This is a genomic window from Streptomyces sp. NPDC031474, assembly GCF_055581185.1.
Genome location: NZ_JBVIJX010000026.1, coordinates 80,215 through 98,811, shown reverse-complemented (window position 1 = coordinate 98,811; position 18,597 = coordinate 80,215). Strand labels below are relative to the sequence as shown.

18 protein-coding genes and 1 pseudogene are annotated in these 18,597 nt (G+C 69.2%); 13 read left to right on the top strand and 6 right to left on the bottom strand.

Annotation, left to right across the window (positions count from 1 at the left end):
* The first annotated feature begins 45 nt into the window (after positions 1-45).
* From ACZ5SK_RS41445 to ACZ5SK_RS41420, 6 genes and pseudogenes are all read left to right on the top strand, one after another.
* Positions 46-753 (top strand): alanyl-tRNA editing protein, encoded by a 708-nt coding sequence (locus ACZ5SK_RS41445; RefSeq protein ID WP_334581664.1) that lies wholly within the window; start codon positions 46-48, stop codon positions 751-753.
* Entirely contained in the window at positions 750-1,325 is a 576-nt protein-coding gene (locus ACZ5SK_RS41440) for a helix-turn-helix domain-containing protein (RefSeq protein ID WP_468418874.1), read from the top strand. The genes ACZ5SK_RS41445 and ACZ5SK_RS41440 overlap by 4 nt, the downstream gene beginning before the upstream one ends.
* Positions 1,326-1,340: 15 nt before the next feature.
* A complete protein-coding gene (locus ACZ5SK_RS41435) occupies positions 1,341-2,399 on the top strand; it encodes a threonine aldolase family protein (RefSeq protein WP_334581665.1) in 1,059 nt (352 codons plus the stop codon).
* 41 nt (positions 2,400-2,440) lie between these two features.
* Positions 2,441-2,770, top strand: a pseudogene (locus ACZ5SK_RS41430) (hypothetical protein); the annotation flags it as partial.
* Between the two features lie 244 nt (positions 2,771-3,014).
* Positions 3,015-3,332 carry a hypothetical protein gene (locus ACZ5SK_RS41425; RefSeq protein ID WP_334581667.1) on the top strand — a complete coding sequence of 106 codons (318 nt, stop codon included), beginning with the start codon at positions 3,015-3,017 and terminating at the stop codon, positions 3,330-3,332.
* A 225-nt stretch (positions 3,333-3,557) separates the two neighbouring features.
* Positions 3,558-3,884, top strand: a complete 327-nt coding sequence (locus ACZ5SK_RS41420; protein WP_334581668.1) for a hypothetical protein — start codon at positions 3,558-3,560, stop codon at positions 3,882-3,884.
* Positions 3,885-4,045: 161 nt separating this feature from the next.
* Here the strand turns inward: ACZ5SK_RS41420 and ACZ5SK_RS41415 are convergent, their stop codons facing one another.
* Positions 4,046-7,858, bottom strand: coding sequence for an nSTAND1 domain-containing NTPase (locus tag ACZ5SK_RS41415; protein WP_334581669.1), 3,813 nt, complete (start codon positions 7,856-7,858; stop codon positions 4,046-4,048).
* 262 nt (positions 7,859-8,120) lie between these two features.
* Between ACZ5SK_RS41415 and ACZ5SK_RS41410 the strand changes: the two genes are divergently transcribed.
* The 7 genes from ACZ5SK_RS41410 (at position 8,121) to ACZ5SK_RS41380 (ending at position 14,441) form a co-directional block, all read left to right on the top strand.
* Positions 8,121-8,627: a hypothetical protein gene (locus tag ACZ5SK_RS41410; RefSeq protein WP_334581670.1), complete on the top strand. Its 507-nt coding sequence runs from the start codon at positions 8,121-8,123 to the stop codon at positions 8,625-8,627.
* A 67-nt stretch (positions 8,628-8,694) separates the two neighbouring features.
* Positions 8,695-9,219 (top strand): hypothetical protein, encoded by a 525-nt coding sequence (locus ACZ5SK_RS41405; protein ID WP_334581672.1) that lies wholly within the window; start codon positions 8,695-8,697, stop codon positions 9,217-9,219.
* A gap of 155 nt (positions 9,220-9,374) precedes the next feature.
* On the top strand, positions 9,375-9,959 hold the full coding sequence (locus ACZ5SK_RS41400) for a SigE family RNA polymerase sigma factor (protein WP_334583748.1): 585 nt from the start codon (positions 9,375-9,377) through the stop codon (positions 9,957-9,959).
* Between the two features lie 254 nt (positions 9,960-10,213).
* The gene (locus ACZ5SK_RS41395) at positions 10,214-11,029 is read left to right on the top strand and encodes an oxidoreductase (protein ID WP_334581673.1); all 816 of its coding nucleotides are present in this window, start codon (positions 10,214-10,216) and stop codon (positions 11,027-11,029) included.
* A gap of 295 nt (positions 11,030-11,324) precedes the next feature.
* Positions 11,325-12,407: an SMP-30/gluconolactonase/LRE family protein gene (locus ACZ5SK_RS41390; RefSeq protein WP_334581674.1), complete on the top strand. Its 1,083-nt coding sequence runs from the start codon at positions 11,325-11,327 to the stop codon at positions 12,405-12,407.
* 58 nt (positions 12,408-12,465) lie between these two features.
* Positions 12,466-13,056 carry a TetR/AcrR family transcriptional regulator gene (locus tag ACZ5SK_RS41385; protein WP_334583749.1) on the top strand — a complete coding sequence of 197 codons (591 nt, stop codon included), beginning with the start codon at positions 12,466-12,468 and terminating at the stop codon, positions 13,054-13,056.
* A gap of 770 nt (positions 13,057-13,826) precedes the next feature.
* Complete coding sequence (locus tag ACZ5SK_RS41380) at positions 13,827-14,441, top strand: hypothetical protein (RefSeq protein WP_457495753.1); 615 nt, start codon at positions 13,827-13,829, stop codon at positions 14,439-14,441.
* On the opposite strand, the gene ACZ5SK_RS41375 is transcribed toward ACZ5SK_RS41380, so the two are convergent.
* The 5 genes from ACZ5SK_RS41375 to ACZ5SK_RS41355 all read right to left on the bottom strand — a co-directional run bounded on the left by ACZ5SK_RS41375 (position 14,416) and on the right by ACZ5SK_RS41355 (position 18,508).
* The gene (locus tag ACZ5SK_RS41375; protein ID WP_457495754.1) at positions 14,416-15,132 is read right to left on the bottom strand and encodes a TetR/AcrR family transcriptional regulator; all 717 of its coding nucleotides are present in this window, start codon (positions 15,130-15,132) and stop codon (positions 14,416-14,418) included. The two genes, ACZ5SK_RS41380 and ACZ5SK_RS41375, sit on opposite strands and share 26 nt — an antisense overlap.
* 40 nt (positions 15,133-15,172) lie before the next feature.
* Positions 15,173-15,928 (bottom strand): SDR family oxidoreductase, encoded by a 756-nt coding sequence (locus ACZ5SK_RS41370; RefSeq protein WP_334581677.1) that lies wholly within the window; start codon positions 15,926-15,928, stop codon positions 15,173-15,175.
* A gap of 423 nt (positions 15,929-16,351) precedes the next feature.
* Positions 16,352-17,647 carry a replication-associated recombination protein A gene (locus tag ACZ5SK_RS41365; RefSeq protein WP_457496007.1) on the bottom strand — a complete coding sequence of 432 codons (1,296 nt, stop codon included), beginning with the start codon at positions 17,645-17,647 and terminating at the stop codon, positions 16,352-16,354.
* Between the two features lie 100 nt (positions 17,648-17,747).
* Positions 17,748-18,116: an MmcQ/YjbR family DNA-binding protein gene (locus ACZ5SK_RS41360; RefSeq protein ID WP_457496008.1), complete on the bottom strand. Its 369-nt coding sequence runs from the start codon at positions 18,114-18,116 to the stop codon at positions 17,748-17,750.
* The gene (locus tag ACZ5SK_RS41355; protein ID WP_334581680.1) at positions 18,113-18,508 is read right to left on the bottom strand and encodes an MmcQ/YjbR family DNA-binding protein; all 396 of its coding nucleotides are present in this window, start codon (positions 18,506-18,508) and stop codon (positions 18,113-18,115) included. Before ACZ5SK_RS41355 ends, ACZ5SK_RS41360 begins: the two co-directional genes overlap by 4 nt.
* Positions 18,509-18,597 lie beyond the last annotated feature (89 nt).

Genomic DNA, 18,597 nt, shown 5'->3' with positions numbered 1-18,597 from the left:
ATGCAGAATGCATCGTTCGTTATAGTGAACGTATAGTTCGTCAATTTGAGCGAGGGTGTCATGCAGGTCCCCGCCTACTACGCGGATACATACGAGGAGCAGGCCCAGAGCCGAGTCGCTGCCATGGGAGAGCGCGACAGCACGCCGTGGGTGGCGGTCGAGCACTGTCTGTTCCACCCCCAGGGCGGCGGTCAGCCGGCCGACCGCGGTTGGGTGGACGGTCACGAGATCGCCCCTGTGCGGGATCCCGACTCCGGCCTGGTCGTGGCCGTGGCCTGCGGCGAGACGGCGCTGCCGGTCTTTTCGGTCGGGCAGTCGGTCGAGGTCCGCATCGACCTCTCAGTGCGCCTCGCGCATGCCGCCCTGCACACCGCCGGTCACCTGATCGAGGCGGCCGGACGGGCACAGGGCTGGGTGCTGGCCGCCAACAACCACTTCCCCGGCCAGGCTCGGATCGAGTTCACCGCGCCGACGCCCGACGCTCGCCTGGACACCCCGGAGGGCCGGGAGGAGGCCACTGAGGCCCTGCGGACGGAGGTCGCCAAGGCCATTGCCGAAGACCTGCCCGTGACCTGGGAGAACGACGCCGACGGTCGTCGCATCGTTCACCTTGCTCATCTGCACTCGGCTCCGTGCGGGGGAACCCACGTGCGCAGCCTCGGCGACCTCGCCGACGTCGTGCTGCCGACGCTGAAGGTCAAGAAGGGCCGCATCCGCGTTTCCTACAGCGCCAGCCACCGGGAGCGCTCATGATGCCGCCGCCAGAAGAGCGCCGGCCCGCCAGCAGCACTGCGATCGCGGTCGGAGCTCAGATCCGCCGGCGCCGCGAGCAGCGTGGCATGAGCAGCGCCGAGCTGGCCCGCAGGGCGGGCCTGGGCAAGGCGACGCTGTCGAAGCTGGAGGCCGGGCGGGGAAACCCGACGATCGAGACCCTCGACGCGCTCGCGATCGCCCTGCGCATCCCATTGACCGACCTCCTGGCCCGCGACACCGACCCGGGGCCGGTGTTCGTACCCGGCAGCGATCTGGCCGACGGCGAGGTGGGACGCGAACTGCTGCGCCGTATCAGCAGCGGCAACAGCCTGGAGATCTGGCGGCTGCGCATGCCCCCCGGAACACACCTGGACGGCGTGCCGCACGCGACCGGCACCATCGAGCACCTGCTCGTCTCCTCCGGTCACCTCACTGCCGGGCCTGCCGACGCCCCCACCGACCTGCGCCCCGGAGACCTGCTCGCCTTTGCGGGAGATGCCCCGCACGTCTACCGCACAGGCCCCGAGCCGGCCGACGTCACTGTCGTCATCGCCTCCCCCATCATCAGCTGAAAGACATCCCCGAACATGAGCATCGCCGCCCCCACCGCGCCCCAGCGGATATTCACCAGCGACAACACCGCAGGCGCCTCGCCCGAGATCGTCCAAGCCGTCACCGCCGCGGCCGCCGACCAGGATCTGCCCTACGGCGCCGACCGGTTCACCGCCAGCACTCGCGCCCGCTTCGCCGAGATCTTCGAACGCGACGTCGACGTCCTGCCCGTCTCCACCGGGTCCGCGGCCAACGCCCTGAGCCTGGCCGCCCTCACCCCGCCCTGGGGCAGCGTGCTGTGCCACCGCGACAGCCACATCAACACCGACGAATGCGGCGCACCGGAGTTCTTCACAGGCGGGGCCAAGCTCGTTTCCCTGTCCGGCGACGACGCACGGATCGACCCCGCCCATCTGCACGCGGCCGCGACGCGGAAAGCCGGCGACGTGCACAGCGTGCAGCCCTCCGTGCTCAGCATCACCCAGGCCACCGAGACCGGCGCCCTCTACACGCCTGACGAGATCCGCGATCTGGCCCGCATCGCCAAGGACTCGGGTCTGCGCGTCCACATGGACGGAGCCCGCTTCGCCAACGCGGTCGCTGCCCTGGGCTGCACCCCGGCCGAGCTGACCTGGCAGGCCGGCATCGACGTCCTCTCCTTCGGAGCGACCAAAAACGGCGCCATGACCGCCGACGCCATCGTCGTCTTCGACCGTGCCCTGACCCCGGAACTGTCCTTCAGGGCCAAGCGCGCCGGCCAGCTCACCTCCAAGATGCGCTTCCAGTCCGCCCAGCTGGGCGCCTACCTCACCGACGGCCTGTGGCTGCGCAACGCCGTCCACGCCAACACGATGGCCGAACGCCTGGGCACCGGGCTCAAGGCCATTCCCGGCACCGATCTCCTGCACGCCGTCGAGGCCAACATCCTCTTCTGCCGCCTCCCCCAGACGGTCATCGACCAGCTCCTGGCGGAAGGATTCACCTTCTACCACGACCGCTGGGAGCCGGGCGTCTGCCGCTTCGTCACCTCCTTCTCCACCACCGAACACGACGTCGACACTCTCCTTGAGGCCGTACGCCGCCTCGCCCTCTGACACTTGGCAGAGCGGAGGCGCCGGGTCACCATCGTGCCGGCATGCGAGGCGGTGATGATCACCAAGCCCGCACCGTTCCTTGCCGAGTCCGTGCCGGACAAACCCGCCGCCGAACCAGCACAATGCGGCCGCTGGCGCGCGGGTTCATCCTCCCAGACGACCCAGATCCTGAGATCCCGCCCGCTTTCGCGTTCGATCTGCTGCGGCTGTCCGGTACGGGCACCACCTCCTGGCCGTATCAGCGGCGCAGGGCCGCGCTGGAGTCCGTGTTCGCAGCCCGCCGGCTGTCGGCGCCGTGGGCGCTGTGTCCGTCGACCACCGACGTCGCACGCGAGTGGCTGACGTGGGCGTCGGTCGGGATGGAGGGTGTGGTCTTCAAGAGGCTCAATGACGCCTACCGCCCGTCAGCAAGGGGCTGGCAGAAATACAAGATCCGCGAGACGAGCGAGGCCATCGTCGGTGCGATCACCGGCTCTCCGGCCGCTCCCCGCACGCTGCTGCTCGGCAGGTGCGGCGGTCGCCGGCCTGCTCGCTCCGGGGCGGCGCGGTCATCCGTGGACAGGCTGGTCGTTCTCCGCCGGGTGGGGCAGCCAGGAAAAACTGAACGTCACGCTGGTGGAACCCGAGCTGGTGGTGGAAGTCGGCGTCGACGTCGCCCGCGACGCCTCCGGCCGGTGGCGGCATCCCGCCCGCTGGCACCATTCCCGCCCCGACCTCTCCCCCGCCGACGTCCCCCGCCTGACGTCACCGCCCCACCGACGGCGACCGGGCGCGGCGGCCGCCGACGCGCAACACGAAGAGCGCGCCCCGCTCCCCGGCTGCGTCCGCGCCGCCCATCCCGCCCTCCCCCATCCTCAACTCCAGCCAGGGCATGGTCGAAGGGGGTCGCAACGGGGATATCAGCGGCCCGACCACGCCGTACGCCCCTGGTGACCTGCGCGGACTCCAGGGCGCTGCGGAGGCCGGCGCAACGCCTACCGCAACACTCAGCGCAACACGGCGCCTTACGGGGTGAAGCGGCTGCCGGGCGGGCTCTTCACCGTGTCGCCCCGCGACCGGGTGCCCAGGGTCTGGAGCTGGTCGCCGGTCGCGCGCACGACCAGGTCCAGGACGTCGTCCAGGGCGAGCGGCAGTTCGGCGATCTCGCCACCAAGCTCCGTGAGGCCATGGCCCGGCTGCTGGCCGGCGAGCCTCGCCCGAGAAGCCCAGGCCAGCCACGCCACCGTCCACCGCGCCGACGACATCCTCACCGAATGGAACGCCAAGGTCGCCCGCCCCGTACTCCGCACCCCCGGCGAGGTCGCCCGGGACGAGACGATCGCCCAGCTCCGCAAGCAACTTCGTGCAGCCAGAGCCGAGATCACTCAGCTCAACGGCAAACTCGACGCCCTCGCGACGGTGACCGCGAACCTCTACCACGAGAACCTGGCCCTGAAGAAGCGCGGCAGCGACCGGATACTCGCCCCACTTCCCTCTTGCGCGTGAGCACGCTCACTGGCCGGGGCAGGTAGCGGTGCATCGAACAGCGTGAGCAGGCCCACGCGGACGCTGGGGGCAATGCCGGTACGACCCCGACGAGGAAGAAGAGCTCAAGCGCTGTCTGAGCCAGAACTTCAGGACACAGGGGCGGGCCTCCCGGCTTCGGGCTAGCAGACACTCCGGTAGGGGACATCTGCCAGGTACATGCGCCATTCGTCGCGTGACAACGTGCCCCCGGCACGTCGGCATGCCGACCTGGAGACATCTGCCGGGGCCAGGTCGAAGTGCTGCACCGGCACATGCGTACCCGCTGCGTACAGGCTGCCGCCGTCGCCACTGAAGGCGAGGGAGACGATCTCGTCACCGGCGGTGGGCAGGTCGGTGCCCAATCGCTGGCGGGAAGTGACGTCCCACAACCGCAAGGTGCCATGGGATCCGGCCGCGGCCAGCGTGCTCCCGTCGGGAGAGAAGGCCAGCACGGTCGGCTCCTCGTCTTCGCCCGTGGAATTCCCGAAGAAGCCGCCGGGCATTACTCCCAGGGAGGTGGCACGCCGTGCATCCCACAGCGTGATGCCGCCGTCCGTGTCCGCGAAGGCGACGCGGCTGCCGTCCGGGCTCAGGGCACTGACGCACGGGCAGTCCTGCATGGTCCATCGGCGGCCCTGTCCATCGGCGGGCAGCAGCGTACCGGCGTCGGTCAGCAGAACACCGCCGTCGCCGGAGACGGCGCTGATGTAATCGCCGGTTCCGGCCCCGTCGCCCGTGTCAGGCCGGTGGACGACCCGGAGTTTCCTGCCGTTGTCGGCGTCCCAGACCGTCACGGAGGCGTCCGCGGCGTCGGTGGTCATCAGCTCCCGGCCGTCGGGACTGAGGATCAGTCCCGCGAGGAACCGGTCACCGTGGTAGGGCCTGATGTCGGCGAGCCGCCGGTTGCGCACGGTGTCCCACACGGTGATGTGCGTCGGGTCTCCGAGCGGGTCGGCCGGTCCCGACCCGAAGGCAAGGCGACGGCCGTCGGCGCTCAGTGACATCACCGTCGGGTCGTTGCCCTCGAAGGTGGCGGAGGTCGGAGGCGGCCCGGCGGCGGCGACCTCGTACCTGAGCCGGCCGGTGCGGCCGTCGAAGACGCGAGGGCCCGACGCCGCCTTCCCGCGGCTGTTCAGCACGGCCAGCACGGCGCCGTTCGCACTCAGGGTCGCCGTGGCCACGGCGTGATCGTTCCACCGGGGTTCGCTCGCGGTGGCGATGTCGAGACTGTGGACGACCGTCCGTGCCCCGGATTCCTGGGTGGTGTAGCGCAGGACACGAGCTGCGGTGTCGATGCGCAGATCGCTGGGCCGGACGTCGGTCAACGGGTGGCTGAAGACGGGAGCTTCGGGGTGGTCGAGCCGCCACAGCCGGATATCGTCGCTTCCCCACCCCGCCAGCAGCTTGCCGTCCTCGCTGAACGCGTAGCCGAGTGGCGATACCTGCCGGAGTCGCGGCAGTTGCCTGCCGGTACCGACCGTGAGCCGCCGCAGCCCGGTCGCGTCCAGCAGCGCCAGAGTACGGCCGTCGGGGGCGAACTGGAGGTCGGCCTCGTTCCCGCAGGCGGTCCGGCTGTGCCAGGCCGTGTCGGTCCGGTGGTGCGAGCCGACGTCCCAGACACTGACGCTGCCCTGCGTGCACAGGGCCACCAGTCGGTGGTCCGGGCTGATGTCACCACCGGTGGACCCGCTCAGCACGGGGGACGTGAGAGTGAACAGGCGCCGCCCGCTCTCGCCGCTCCACACCTCCAGACGGTCGCCCACGGCGAAGAACATGTCGTGGCCATCGGCACTGAAACCGGACCAGCCGCGCGTGTCTTCCACCGGGGCATCGGGTCCCTCGTCGCTGTGCCAGGGCATGGAAGGCAGGGCCGACAGGAACGAGCCGGAGGGGCCCAGGGCGGAGCCGTGGTATTGATGCGTGCGGGTGTCCCACAGACGCACGCGCATGTCCATGGTGTCGTCGTGCGTGACCGGTACGGCCACGTAGCGTCCATCTGGGCTGATGTCGGCCGCGCCCAGGGGATCGTCCGCGCCATCGGGCAGCCGGTGGCTGTCGGTCCGTCGCCGGGTCCCCAGATCCCAGCGGCTGATCGTGCCCGCTCCGGACCTGATGAGCGTCCGGCCGTCCGGACTCAGCTGATCGACGTCCGCGGCGCCGGGAGGCGTGAACGTGGGCAGGTCGTGCTGGGCGAGGGCGCCGATGAGGGCCGAGCGGGTCTCCGGGGTGTGGCTGAGCCGCCAGGCGGCGACGCTCAGCCGCAGCGCCGTTCTCGGGTCGGTCGTACGCAGACCGGCGGCTGCGGTGGCCGCGCGTCGTGCGGCGGCAGCGAGGTGCTGCTGCTCGCTCGTACGGTGCTGTTGCCAGGCCACCGCGCCGGCCACCAGAGCCAGCACCAGGAGCACGGACATGGAACTCACCAGTCCCCTCAGCCGACGGCGTTCACGGGTGCGCGCATCCATGCTGGTGGTGAGAAAGTCGCTTTCCACGGCTGTCAGTTCACGGGTGCGCTCGGCATTCGGGAACGCCTCGGTGGCCTCGGCCAGCCGCGTTCCGCGGTACAACGCCCCTGGATCGCGGCCCAGTTCACGCCAGGCCGCGGCGGCCTCGGTGAGCTGGCGCAGCACCCGCAGTCGGTGCCGATCGTCTTCGATCCAGCCGCGCAGCCGGGGCCAGGCGGTGATGAGCACCTCGTGAGCGAGGTCGACCCGGTCGTCGTCCAGAGTGAGCAGCCGGGCGCGGGCCAGTTGCTCGATGACTGTCGCGGTGTCCGTCGGGCTGCCGAAGTCGAACTCCTGACGGTGGGCAGGTCTGCGGGTGTCAGGGGCGCCGTCGCCAGGGGTGACCAGGCGCAGCAGGATCCGGCGGGCGAGGCCGGCCTGGGCCGGTGTGAGGCAGGTGTGGATGTCTTCGGCGGTGCGGGCGATGGCGCCGTGCAGGCCCCCGGCCGACTCGTATGCGTCACGGGTGAGGGCGCGGCCTCTGCGGCGCCGCCACGTTTCCAGCAGGGCATGCGACATCAGCGGCAGTGCCCCGGGTTCCCCTTGGACCTCGTCGAGAATGCGGGTCGTCAGTTCACGTTCCACGATCAGCCCGGCGGCCTGTGCGGGTTTGACGATGGCCTGGCGCAGGTCGTCGCGGCTCATCGGCCCGGCAAGCACGGTCCCGTCCTGCAGGGCCTCGGTCAGGGCCGGGTGTTCGGCGCAGCGACCGAGGAAGTCGGCCCGCACGGCGATGACGACGCGCAGTCTGCTCCCGGGATCGGTGGCGGTCAGGAGGTGGTCGATGAACTGGTCGCGTTCGGCTGGGTCGTGGCAGAGGGTGTAGAGCTCTTCGAACTGGTCCACGATCAGCCACGTGTCCCCGTCGCCGTCCTTGGGGGCCAGCCGCTGTTCATGGGTGCGCAGGGGGTGCTCGCCAGGGGTGAGGACGCGCAGCGCGGCCGGCTGTGGGATGGCCTGGTCCGGGTTGCGGAGGCGGGGGATGAGGCCGGCGCGCAGCAGGGAGGATTTTCCGCTGCCTGAGGGGCCGAACACCGCGCTGAATCGGCGGGAGCGGGTCAGCGCGAGCAGGCGGTCGGTGAGCTCATCGCGGCCGAAGAACAGATCGGCGTCGCCCGGTTCGAAACGGGCCAGACCCCGGTACGGAGGCTCGACGTCCTCATCCTCAGCCCGGGGTTCCGCCGCGACGTCAGCGGCCGCCTGCCGCCAACGCTCCTCCCACTCCTCCGGATCACCGCCGCACGCCCTCACATAGGCCAGCACGACAGGCAAGGTCGGCAGCCGCTCGCCGCCGGCGGCCTGCGACAGGGTGCTTGTCCCCTGACCCGCGCGCTGCGCCATCACCCGGTAGGTCGGACTCCCGGCCGCCGCCCGGAGTTTGCGTAACTCGGCCGCGAACCGCGCCACCGGCCCCGCACTCGGATCGAGTGGGCTCTCAGGACGTCCTGCCATCGACGGCTCACCCCTCTGGCCGCCCGCTTCCCCCGTGGACGCGGCGCGAGGCCGGACAAGGTACGCAACCCCGTGGCAGGAGCGCAATCCGAAGGCGCCTCCTTTGGCCAACGCCGCGACACCGTGCCCGTGACCTGCAGCGAGTCCATTGTTCAGGGCGGCAAGACCGGCTCCCCATTCAATTCCGTGGACGGAAAAGTCGAGGTCAGACGGCACGGACAGCCGCCTCTGGCCCGTCCGGCCGGCAGAAGGGAATCGGATCATGAACCTGGACAAGCGGCTCGCGCTCGCAACTGCCGTGATGGCGCTGGGCGTCGGGCTGGCCGGGCCGGCACAGGCCGACCAGCCCTCGGTCTCCACTGCAACGGTCACACCCGGTGGTGGGCTCGCTCTCGCCTCTCCGGCCCATGCAACGCGCCCGGAGATGGCTGGCACGAAGTCCGTATCCACCGCTGCCAGTAGCGATTGGCAACGGGCCTGGTACGACAGCCACACGCCCACCAAGCACTGGTCGACCGCGAACGTCTCTCTGGGCCCGCACGGATCAGCCGTCGGCGCCCGGGTGCGCTGCACCGGTGGCGGCAGCTTCAAGGTCGACATACGCAAAGCCCCGACCGCAGTCAGCGTCGGGCACACCCGCTGGGTGAAGTGCAACGGCACCTACTGGATCTCCGCCGGCGGTCTCAGCCGCCGCTGGGCCTACTACTTCCACATCGACGTCACAGCCAAACGACCGCTCCAGGTCGAGGCCTATCGCCGCACCTGGTGAGCGCCCTGCCCTGTCCCTGGGCCAGGCCGCGACGGAACACGGCAATCCCACAACAGAAGGAGTAACGATGATCATTCCAAGGCGCGCGGCGCTCGCCGCAACCACTGTCGGGCTGTGCGGAAGCCTTGCCCTGGGCACGGCGGCAAGCGCCGCCAGCACCCCCAGCACGATCCGCCCCCACCACACCACGGCTACAGCCAGTGCTGTCGACCTGCGACCCGCAACTGGCGGCGCCGCCGTGGACACCATCCAGGTCAAGCGCGGCTACGAGGCACAGGCGAGTTCGTGCATCCGGCTGTGGATCCCCTACGGCCAGAAGATCGGCGGCAAGTGGTATGTGGTCGCCGGCGGCCGCCTGGCCAACTGCGGCCAGACCTACTTCAAGGTCACACTCCAGCAGAAGCGCTGGTGGGGATGGGACGACCGGTCCTCCAAGACCATCACCCGCAGCGGCGACGCCAACCCACGCGCCAAGTGCAAGACCTTCGGCACCTACAAGTGGCGCACCCTCGGCATCTGGTACCGCATCACCCCCCGTGGACAAGAACAGCTCGGCCGGCTGATCACCAAGTCCTGGAAAACCCGCTGCTGACTAGACGTCACAGAACCCGGGCCTGAAGCATTTCAACGGCGGGTCGGCGGCTGTACGTCGGCCCGCCCCGGGCGGGCCGGCCACTGAGGGAGTCGCCACCACCATCCACCCATGAAAGGAAACCCACCGTGAGCGGACACAAGCCCCGTCAGGAGATGCCGGACTTCGAGGAGCACATCCGTACACGGCAAGCCGCTCTGCTGCGCAGCGCCCAGCGCCTGGTTGCCGACCCGCTTGACGCCCAGGACCTGCTCCAGACCGCGCTCGCACGAACGTACCTCCGCTGGGAGCGCATAGCGGACAAGCGACTCGCAGACGCATACCTGCGCCGCGTCATGATCAACACCCGCACCGAGTGGTGGCGCGCCCGCAAGCTCACCGAGGTCCCCACCGAACACCTCCCGGTCACATACGTCGCCGACTGCGCCGAGCAGTACGCGGACCGTGTCGAGCTAATGGACGCCATCAAGGGGCTCGCCCCCATGCAGCGCAGCGTCGTCCTACTGCGGCATTGGGAGCAGCTGTCTACCGACGAGACGGCCGCCGCCCTCGGCATAGCGCCCGGAACCGTCAAGAGCACATTGCACCGAGCGCTCGCCCAGCTGCGCCAGGAGCTGCAGCACCGCAACCCCGACTTGGCTTCAACACCTGCAGCCTGCAGTGTGAGCCCAGCCGCTGGGCGCAATGATGTGCCGGACGCGCCGCGTCCCCGCTGCGTACGGGCACGGAGCGCTGGTTGACGCACTTCGTCAACGAGCGCTGTCGGCTCCGCCACCAAGGGATGAAGCTGCTCAACACTTTCTGGGACAGATCACTCGGTCGTCCAGTCGGTGCCTATGCCTCTACACCGTTGTCTCAACTGAGACGGCCCAAGCTCTGAGACAGTCCCGGACGCGACCACTTGCCGTCGACTGACGACCCCCGTATGGTCGTATGAACGTAAGCCATACGGACGTACGACATACGGGCGTACTCTAAATCAAGGGAGTTTGTGATGGCGGCAAATCGGCCGGTAGTGCTCGTGACAGGTGCCTCATCCGGGGTCGGCAAGGAGACGGCCCGCGCCTTCGCCGCGGCGGGCTTCGAGGTGATCGGAACCGCTCGCAACACCTCGCGGGTCACCGCGCCCGCCGGGGTGACCTACCTCGACCTCGACGTGACCAGCGACGAATCGGTCGCCTCCGTGGTCAAGCAGGTGATCGACCGGTTCGGGCGCATCGACGTCCTGGTCAACAATGCCGGCGTCGGCGCCAACGGCGCCGCCGAGGAGTTCTCCGTCGCCCGGACGCACGAGGTCTTCGACGTCAACGTCTACGGCATCATGCGGATGACCAAGGCGGTTCTGCCGCACATGCGCGCTCAGCGGAGTGGACGTGTCATCAACGTCTCCTCCCTCAGCGGGTTCGTCCCCAGCCCGTTCATGGCCATCTACACCTCGACCAAGCACGCGGTCGAGGGCTACTCCGGGTCGCTGGACCACGAGGTCCGCGAGCACGGCGTCCGGATCCTGCTCGTCGAGCCCGGCCCCATCAACACCCCCTTCGGGGACCACAGCGTGCAGGGCGACACCCCGTTGGCGCTCTACGCGTCGGGACGGCGCACCTTCGACGAGGTGCTGGCGAAGAACCTCAGCGGCGGCGACGATCCCGCCACCGTCGCCAAGGTGATCGTCGCGGCGGCCACCGACCGGAACCCGAAACTGCGGCGCACTGCCGGCTCGACGGCCGCAGGCATCAGCGTGTTCCACCGCGTCCTCCCGCCCCGGATCTTCGACCGCATCGTCCGCAGGTTCAACCGGATGCCCAACTGACACCCACCCTTCCGCGTCCCCGACCCCGTCCGGAAACGACGGCGCGTCTTCGACGAGGTGACAGCGGATGCGGTGAAGGACGGCGACGCCCCCGCCGTCTTCACCAAAACGATCGTCACCGCGGCCGCCGTTCGACAAGCAGATCCGCAAGAACAACCGTCTGCCCGCCTGGCATCCGGGTCCGGCTTCACGGGCGCCATTCCGCACGAACCTCCCCGATCCACCCGACATCTCCGATGTCCCCGTGTCTCCCAAATGCCATTGATCAGCCACTCGTTGATTCACCTGGAGAGTCATGCAGCAGCAACACGAGCACACGGTCCGGCGCAGTACATCCAGCGCACAGCGTTTTCTGAGGAGGAACGTCGGCGTCGCGCTGGCGGTCACCGCGACGGCGGCCGTGCTGGTCTCGGCGCCGTCCGCGTCCGCAGGGACGGGAGGTTCGTACGGCGGGTCCGTGGTCACTGACGTAGGGACCGCGGCGACGTTCGACTTCGCCGCCGGCGAGATCCCCGAGAACATCACCGCCAACCCCGACGGCTCGGTGACCCTGTCCATGCTCGGCAGCTGCGCGGTGTGCGAACGCACCCACGGACCGGAACTGATGCGCATCTCCGCCTCCGGAGAGCGCACGGTGCTCGTCACCGGGCAGGTGGGTGAGGCGATCAGCGGCAACGCCCGCGGCAGTGACGGCACCGTCTACTACGCGTTGTGGGCCCCGGGCAACGCGGCCAGGAACGGCGTGTACAGGCTGCTTGGCGACGGCACCCCTCAGCGCGTCGCCGCCCTGCCCGCCGACTCGGGCCCCAACGGGCTGGCCGTCGACCCGGCCACAGGCACCCTCTACATCGCGGACAGCCTCAAGGGCACCATCTGGTCCGTTCCGGTCTCGGGCGGAGGGGTAACCCCGTGGCTGACCGACGCCGCTCTCGCGCCGGTACCGACCGAGGCACTGCCGATCGGCGCCAACGGGCTCAGGTTCCACAACGGCGCCCTATGGGTCAGCAACTTCAACAAGGGCACCCTGCTGCGCGTGCCGATCACCCCCGCCGGCGCGCCCGGCCCGATCCGCCAGGTCGCGGGCGGCCTGCCCAACATCGACGACCTCAGCTTCCTGACGCCCTTCTCCGACGTGGTGTTCGCCGCGCAGAACGGCTCCTCCTCGAACAACGGCCCGGACAGGGTCGTGGTCATCTACCCCAACGGCACCTACAAGCCCGTCCTGACCAGCGCGGACGGCCTAGCCTCACCCTCCGCCACCGCGGTCCGCGGCGACCGTCTGTACATCACCGACGGCGGGGTCCCCGAGCCCCACGACCCGAAACTGCAGACCGCCAGGATCAACTTCCCCGCGCTCCTTGCAGGCGTAGCCCACTGACCCGACCAGGACAGCAGCCGGGGCACCCGCCCCGGCTGCCGCCGCGATGGAGGAACGCATCGTGCGGTACCCGAAAGAACACAAACACCAGACACGGCAGCGGATCATCACGACGGCCGGTCGCAGGCTCAAGCAGGACGGCATCGACGGCTCCGGAGTCGCGACCCTCATGAAGGACGCGGGGCTGACCAACGGCACCCTCTACGCCTACTTCACGTCCAAGGACGACCTCGTCGCCACCGCGGTCGCCGACCAGATGCGCGCCCAGCACGAGAACATCGTCGCGCAGGCGGCACCCGGCCGCGCCGGACTCGAACAGATCATCCGCTGGTACTTCTCCACCGACCAGCGCGACGACATCGAGGACGGCTGCCCCAACGCCGCCCTCCTCGACGAGATCGCACGCTCCACGGACACCACCAGGCAGGCATACACCAAGGGCGCATTGACCCTCATCGACGGCTTCGCCGCCCGCCTGGCACCCCACGACCCGCCCTCGGCACGCCTGAAAGCACTCAGCCTCCTCGGCATGATGGCCGGCACGCTGCAGCTCTCCCGTGCCCTCACCGACCGGCAGCTCGCCGACCAACTCCTCGAACAGGGCAGCCGCAACGCCCTCGCACTGATAGATGCCGAACAGCACAACTGAGACGCCATCCGCGTACCGATCAGAAGCTGATCAGGTCGGCACCCAGGATCTCTTCCACGACGAAGACGTCGAGTACGCGCCGGCTCAGCGACAGCGACGTCCCCTGCCACCTCGACGTCATCCCCGGCGCCTTCCACGGCTTCGACCTCGTGTTCCCCAAAGCCGAAATCGCGCGGGAGTTCTGGCGCCGACAGGCACGAGCGCTGAAGAACGCGATGTGAGACCGCCCGAAACTGAAGGCAGTCCGACACGCAGATCACGGAGAGGTTTTCGTCCTCACGGCGGCAGCAACGGGACCGGGCGGCAGGTGGTGCCCGGACGACATCTGCGGAGTCGTCGAGGCCGTCGGTACCAAAGGCACCCCGTTCAAACCGGGTGACGAAGCCTTCGGCATGCTGCCCCGGGCCTGACAGAGACTGCTCCGGGCACCCCGATCAGTCGACCGAGTTCAACGGCGCCGTCTGGCCCCGCCTGGGCTTCGGTGTCTGGGTACATCCTGGCCCATCCTGCGGCGGGCTTCCCCGAGATGCGGCCGCGTCCGTACGTGGAGCGCCGCCAGGTCCTCCTGGAAGTGCTCGCCGACGTCCGTGCGCCGATCGTGCCGGTGTGGTCGACCACGGGCCTGGACGAGGCGCTGCTCTGGTTCGAGACGCTCGAAGGCACCGGTTGTTTACGCACAACTGCCGTGTCTCATAGGGCATGTTGGAGCGGCCTATCGAACGCATTTGTTGGGTGTTCTGCACTGTGTCCCGTCCGTACCGTCGGTGGGCATGGAGCTAGCGTTCTACTCCAGTGAGGGCTGGGAGTCCTGGGGGTTGTCGGGGAAGCCGACGATTCCCGAGGGGATGGCGTTCCTTGTCGACGATGACCTGCTGTTCGAGGACGGACGGGGGTTACGTGCAACGGCAGTGGCCAACGAGTGGTTGCGGTTGCGGCCGACGGAGAACTGTCCGGCGCCGTCCTCATGGGGGACGTACGCGCGGATCCTGCGGGACTGGATCGCGGCGGCCCAGCTGCACGAGATCGAGGTCTTCGACACCCGGGATCGGCTGAAGGCCCTGCTCAGTACCTATGCGGTGGACCGGGCTACCGGGGCCCCCAAGCGGCGGCTGGGGGCGGTTACGTGGAACCAGCACATGAGCGTGCTGGGGATGTTCTACCGGTGGGCGATGGCCGAGCAGCACGCCGCCTGCCCGCCACCCGCCCCGGAACGGCCCCGTACGGATCCTGCAGCTGAGCCTGACGTCTACCAGCGGTTCGAGAGGGAACCCGTCGGCGAGACCCCCTTATTCATTCATCTGGGTTTCAACTACACATGGGCTCCGCCGTCCTGGCAGCGTGAGCTGGTGAGGCCGGGGTTCAGGATCCGGTGCGGTAGCGGCTGAGCATGAGGGCGACGGCTTCGTCCACGATCGCGGCGTCGGTGGGGTCGGGCGGCACGAAGTCGGTCCGTACGAGTTGAGGCCACAGGAGCTGGCTGCAGATCATGCCGAGGAACTGTTCGGCCACTGCGGATACCGGCTGTGTCTGTCCGTCGGCCGAACCGAAGTCGAGTGTGCCGGCCTGTGCTTCGGCGTCCAGGTAGTCGCGGAGCCGGTCGAAGAAGGGTCCGCGGTCGATGGCGAAGCCGGTGCCGACGATGTCGGCGAGCTCCGGCATCTGGGGGAGTTCGGTGATGATGAGGCGGCACAGCGCCGCCGTACCGGGCCGCGCGACCAGGCAGGCGTAGTCGCGGCCGATGTGGTCCAGACCATACCGGGGATCGCCCGGCGGGGGCGGTGCGGCGTACTCCACGTCCAGTTGCCACTGTTCGGAGGTGACGGCCGCGAACAGCGCAGCCTTGGAGGGGTACCGCTTGAAGAGGGTACCGGTGGAGACGCGGGCCTCCCTGGCGATCTGGGCCAGGGAGGTCTTGTCGTATCCCCGGGCGAGGAAGAGGTCGCGGGCGGCGCGGATGATGCGCGCGCGGTTCTCCGCTTTGATCTGCGCGTGATACCCGGCTTTGGTCGGCGCGTGATACCCGGCCTGGCAGGTATCGCCACCGGTTTCCGCTCGGTCACGGTCCGCCACCGACATACCCACGCCCTTCGCCCGTCTCCCAGCCGCATCCTCGCTGTCAGAGGACGGTCTGGCCACCGTCCAGGATAAGGTCCTGGCCCACGGCGAAGGCGGAGGCATCGGAGGCCAGGTACACGACGGCTTCCGCGACCTCCTCGGGCATACCCATGCGGCCCAGGGGAATGCCGGAGCTGATCGCCTCCAAAACCGCCGTCTGCTGTGCGGGATCCTCGATCCCGAGCTTTGAGTACAGCGGGGTGTCCACCGGGCCGGGGCTTACCGCGTTGAACCGGATGCCGTGCGACCTGAGCAGGTCCGCGTTCCACGAGCGCATCAGGGAGCCGACAGCCGCCTTCGTCGCGGCGTAGGCGTTCGACTGCCCGTAGCCGCCGTGCGCGCTGTTGGAGGCGTTGAGGATGACCGATGACGGGTTGGCCAGCACAGGCACCAGGGCCTGGGTGAGGAAGAAGACGCTCTTGACGTTGATGTCGAAGAGCCGGTCGAAGCTGTCCTCCGTGTGGTCCTCGAACGGCCGCCAGTCCGATACGCCGGCGTTCATGAACGCCACGTCCAGCTCCCCGAAGTGCTCACGCACCCGCTCCGCCAGGCCGCGTTGCGCATCGAGATCGCGTGCATCGGCCTGCACCACCGGCACCTTGTCCCCGAGGATCTGCCGCGCCTTGTCGATGCTGGCCGGGGTGACCCCTGTGACCAGCACATCGGCGCCCTCCGCGATAAAACGCTGCGCGGTCTCCAGACCGATCCCGCTCGTGCCGCCGGTGATGAGGGCGCGCTTGCCCGCAAGACGATTCATGTTCATTGTTCCTTACCGAGACGTTAGGTAAGTCGATGGACTCACCATTTGAAGGTAGCCGCCGCAGCGCCCGTAAGGCAAGTCGGTCCACTTACCATCGGCGCCTGGGGCGGTTCGGTAACGCCGGAGCAGGCGGCAGACGTCGGCTCGAAGACCATGTCGCTGCCGTCCGCGTCGACCTGGGGCAAGGAGTGCCCTGGGGTCCGGTTCCCGCCCGGAGAACCCGTCGGCCAGCTGCCGCCGGGCTCGCAGGGGTCTCTTCCGACAAGGTCGGAAGAGCAGCACTCAGCGCCTCCTCGACGGGCGCGAGCTCCGGGTCGAACGGGGCCGGGTGGTCAGGGCACCGAAAGGCCTGCTGCTGTCCGGCCTGCCGTCTTTCTCTCCTTCGGAAAGGACGTCGCGGGCGTCGGCCGGTCAGCCGCGTTACCGACGGGCGCGCAGAGCGGCCCAGTGGCGCAGACGCTCGGTGATCTGGGCTTCGTAGCCGTTGGGGGTGGGCTGGTAGTACGTCTCGCGATTCATGTCGTCGGGGAAGTAGTCGTCACCGGAGAAGCCGTCGGCTGTGTCCGGGTCGTACTGGTAGACCTTGCCGTAGCCGAGGTCTTTCATCAGTCGGGTCGGGGCGTTGAGGATGTGGGCGGGGGGCATGAGTGAGCCGGTGTGCCGGGCTGATCGGTGTGCGGCGTTGAAGCCGCGGTAGACGGCGATCGACTTGGGGGCGGTGGCGAGATAGACGACGGCCTGGGCGATCGCCAACTCGCCCTCGGGGGAGCCGAGTCGCTCGTACACGTCCCAGGCGGCGAGGGCCTGCTGGATGGCGTGCGGGTCGGCCATGCCGATGTCCTCGTTCGCGAAGCGGACCAGGCGGCGGGCTACGAACAGCGGGTCCTCGCCGCCGTCGAGCATGCGGGCGAGCCAGTACAGGGCTGCGTCCGGGTCGGAGCCGCGCATCGACTTGTGCAGTGCGGAGATCAGGTTGTAGTGGCCCTCCTGCGCCTTGTCGTACAGCGGGGCCCGCTGCTGGATGTGATGGGCGAGCCCGGCGGTGTCCAGGGTGGTTTCGGTGTCCGGGAGGGCTTGGAGCTGTTCGGCCATGTTGAGGAGGTAGCGGCCGTCTCCGTCCGCCATGGCGATCAGGGCGCGGCGGGCGTCGTCGTCCAGGGGCAGATGGTGGCCGGTGAGCTGCTCGGCGCGGGCGAGGAGCGCGGACAGTGCGGCTTCGTCGAGGCGTTTGAGGACGAGGACCTGGGTGCGGGAGAGGAGGGCGCCGTTGAGTTCGAAGCTCGGGTTCTCCGTGGTGGCGCCGATCAGGGTGACTGTGCCGTCCTCGATGTAGGGCAGGAAGCTGTCCTGCTGGGCACGGTTGAAGCGGTGGATCTCGTCGACGAACAGCAGGGTGCCCTGGCCGATGTCGCGTCGGCTTCGTGCGGTGGCGAAGACCTTGCGCAGATCGGCCACGCCGGAGAAGGTGGCCGACACCGCTTCGAAGGCCAGGTTGCCGGCGTTCGCGAGGAGCCGGGCGATGGTCGTTTTCCCGACGCCGGGCGGGCCCCACAGGATGGCGGAGCTGAGGCGCTGCTGGGCGACCAAGCGGCCCAGCGGGGCGTCCGGGGCAAGGAGGTGGTCCTGCCCGACGACCTCTTCCAGCTGGGTGGGGCGCAGGCGGTCGGCGAGGGGCCGGGCGGGCTCCTCGTCGAAGAGCGGCAGGGTCGGTTCCATCGGTCTCTCGGGTCGGAAGCGGACGTATCCGGACGTGGCGAGCCGTGCACGGCGCACTGACAGGCGTCGGCTCAGCCTCTCGCGGGGAAGCTCGCGGCGCTCATCGGGCACCGGGGCGGTCGCGTCGCGGCAGTCGCTCGGCGACCAGGTCGTAGGAATCCTCGACCGCGTCGGTGACCAGCCGCTCAGTGACACCGGGACCCGGCCCCAGCGAGATCCAGTGCCTCTTGTCGAGATAGCGGCCCGGGGTGATCGAGGCGTAGCCGCGCTCCAGTGCCCGCGCGTGCTCGGGTTCGCACTTGACCGTGATGATCTGTTCGTCCGGGTCGTCGGTGACGATCAGGAACACCTTGCCCGCGACCTTGTACACGTCGAGTCCCGGGGTGAAGGGGTATCCGCGGCTGACGTCGGGGAGGGCCAGGGCCGCCCGGCGAGCGGTGTCCTGGAGCCGGTCACCGGCCACGTTCACCGGGCCGCACGCGTGCCGGTGCCGTAGGTGCGCGGGTCCACGGGCCGCTCGGCCTTGGGCAGATGGGCGACGACGAGCCGGTAGGAGTCGGTGACGAGCTCCCTGACGAGCTCCTCGTCGACGCCCTCCCCGCTCTCCAGGGTGATCCAGTGCTTCTTGTTCATGTGGTAGCCAGGGGTGACGTGGCTGTACTGCTCCCGCAGGGCCTGGGCCTCGCCGGGGTCCGCCTTGAGGATCACCACGGGCCGCCCCGGGACTTCGGTCATCAGCATGAACACCTTGCCGCCCACCTTGTAGACCTCCCAGTCGGGGCCGAAGGGATGCTCCAGCCGGGCTCCGGGGAGTTCCTCCGCGCAGTCGGCGGCGGTCGCGTGCAGGGCCGATCCGTTCATCGGGCGTTGCCTTCCTCAGGTCGTGACGGGGTGCGGCATCGAAGGACGCGGAGGGCTGACGCGCGGTCGAGGCGGCACGTCTCATCCTT

Bases quoted from the DNA above. Each gene is read 5' to 3' on its own strand.
- ACZ5SK_RS41390 (WP_334581674.1), top strand. From the start codon at position 11,325: ATGCAGCAGCAACACGAGCACACGGTCCGGCGCAGTACATCCAGCGCA.
- ACZ5SK_RS41440 (WP_468418874.1), top strand. From the start codon at position 750: ATGATGCCGCCGCCAGAAGAGCGCCGGCCCGCCAGCAGCACTGCGATC.
- ACZ5SK_RS41365 (WP_457496007.1), bottom strand. From the start codon at position 17,647: ATGGAACCGACCCTGCCGCTCTTCGACGAGGAGCCCGCCCGGCCCCTC.
- ACZ5SK_RS41395 (WP_334581673.1), top strand. From the start codon at position 10,214: ATGGCGGCAAATCGGCCGGTAGTGCTCGTGACAGGTGCCTCATCCGGG.
- ACZ5SK_RS41435 (WP_334581665.1), top strand. From the start codon at position 1,341: ATGAGCATCGCCGCCCCCACCGCGCCCCAGCGGATATTCACCAGCGAC.
- ACZ5SK_RS41375 (WP_457495754.1), bottom strand. From the start codon at position 15,132: ATGTCGGTGGCGGACCGTGACCGAGCGGAAACCGGTGGCGATACCTGC.
- ACZ5SK_RS41370 (WP_334581677.1), bottom strand. From the start codon at position 15,928: ATGAATCGTCTTGCGGGCAAGCGCGCCCTCATCACCGGCGGCACGAGC.
- ACZ5SK_RS41405 (WP_334581672.1), top strand. From the start codon at position 8,695: ATGATCATTCCAAGGCGCGCGGCGCTCGCCGCAACCACTGTCGGGCTG.
- ACZ5SK_RS41410 (WP_334581670.1), top strand. From the start codon at position 8,121: ATGAACCTGGACAAGCGGCTCGCGCTCGCAACTGCCGTGATGGCGCTG.
- ACZ5SK_RS41415 (WP_334581669.1), bottom strand. From the start codon at position 7,858: ATGGCAGGACGTCCTGAGAGCCCACTCGATCCGAGTGCGGGGCCGGTG.
- ACZ5SK_RS41355 (WP_334581680.1), bottom strand. From the start codon at position 18,508: ATGAACGGATCGGCCCTGCACGCGACCGCCGCCGACTGCGCGGAGGAA.
- ACZ5SK_RS41380 (WP_457495753.1), top strand. From the start codon at position 13,827: ATGGAGCTAGCGTTCTACTCCAGTGAGGGCTGGGAGTCCTGGGGGTTG.
- ACZ5SK_RS41400 (WP_334583748.1), top strand. From the start codon at position 9,375: ATGCCGGACTTCGAGGAGCACATCCGTACACGGCAAGCCGCTCTGCTG.